Annotated in this window: 1 protein-coding gene; it reads right to left on the reverse strand. The window is 62.4% G+C overall.

Annotated features, from left to right (window positions below):
- A partial coding sequence (locus tag QD357_RS32270; RefSeq protein WP_414126075.1) for a glycoside hydrolase family 3 C-terminal domain-containing protein occupies positions 1-1,380 on the reverse strand: 1,380 nt, incomplete at its 3' end.
- Positions 1,381-1,394: the final 14 nt, after the last annotated feature.

Below are 1,394 nucleotides of genomic sequence, written 5' to 3' on the forward strand. Positions count from 1 at the left end.
TTCCTGCTCCAGCACCACGGAGGGCTGGCTTTCGACACTGAGGACGGTCAGCGGCAGCGCTACCGCCTCKACCGAGATCAAGCATTCGCCACGAATATCGCGTGAGGAAGATGCGACCTCGATGCTGAGCTTGCCGGCATCMAGTAGCCAGCGGCGATAGTCCGGATCGTAGTAGCGAAGGTCGCGGGCCTCGATGACGATGGAAACGCGCTTCGTTTCACCGGGTTGAAGGTCAATCTTAGAAAAGCCCTTCAACTCGCGTAGCGGTCGCATGAGGCGCGGCGCATGCGGGCGTGTATAGACCTGCACAATCTCCTTGCCCGCKACCAGGCCGGTGTTGGTCACCTCCACGGACACCGTCAATGTGCTGTCGGCGTCGATGCGGTCGCGATCGACCGCGACATTGGCGTAGTCGAAGGTCGTATAGCTGAGGCCGAACCCAAAGGGGAACAGCGGCTGAAGCTTGCGCTTGTCATAGGAGCGGTAGCCGACATGGATCCCCTCGCTATAGAGGTGGCGATTATTTTCGYCGGGATAGCTAAGGAAGCCAGGCGTATCCTCAAGGTGAGCCGGGAACGTGACGGTAAGCTTGCCGCAGGGATTCTGCACACCGAACAGGATATCGGCCACCGCGCGTCCTGCACCCTGGCCCCCGAAGAAGGCTGAGACGACCGCAGCGACCTGCCCGATCCACGGCATAACCACCGCATCAGGGGTTGCCAGGATGACGGCAAGCTTACCATTGCGGCGCGCCAGGCGGTCGATTAGTTCGTCCTGGCCATCATGCAGGTTGAGATGCGTACGGTCCGACCCTTCACCGTCATAGCCMACTTCGGTATTGCCAAAGAAGAGCACGGTATCGGCGGCGTMGATATCGGCGAGCGCAGCCTCTTCCGAGGCGCTGCCGGCATCGAAGTCGGATACCGCATGGAAGCCGATGGCCGCGGAGGGGGCCAGCCGGCGGATTTCGTCCAGAGGGACATCAACATCGGTCGGCCGGGTGGTGGCGCAGCCGGACCCCTGAATGACCGGATCCTTCGCAGCAGGGCCGACCACCGCGATGCGCTTCAGCTTTGCTCCTCCCAGCGGCAGCAGCCCGCCTTCGTTCTTCAGGAGAACGGTCGATTCGGCCGCCATTCGCTGTGCMAGCGCATGGTGCATCCTGTAGTCCACCGTCACATCCTCGCACGCGCCATTTCGGGCCGTGCGCACGAGCTTGAGGACGCGCAGGCAGGCCTGATCGAKCGCTCCACTCGGCACACGGCCGTCGTTTACGGCCTCTAGCAATTCCTGCTTGCGTGCGCCGCTTTCCGGCATGTCGAGATCGTTGCCGGCGTTCAGCGAGGCCGGCCGATCCTTAATRCCGTGCCAGTCTGACATGACGAGGCCGTCAT

Source organism: Rhizobium sp. BR 317 (assembly GCF_047445835.1).
In the GTDB taxonomy this organism is placed as follows: domain Bacteria; phylum Pseudomonadota; class Alphaproteobacteria; order Rhizobiales; family Rhizobiaceae; genus Rhizobium; species Rhizobium paranaense.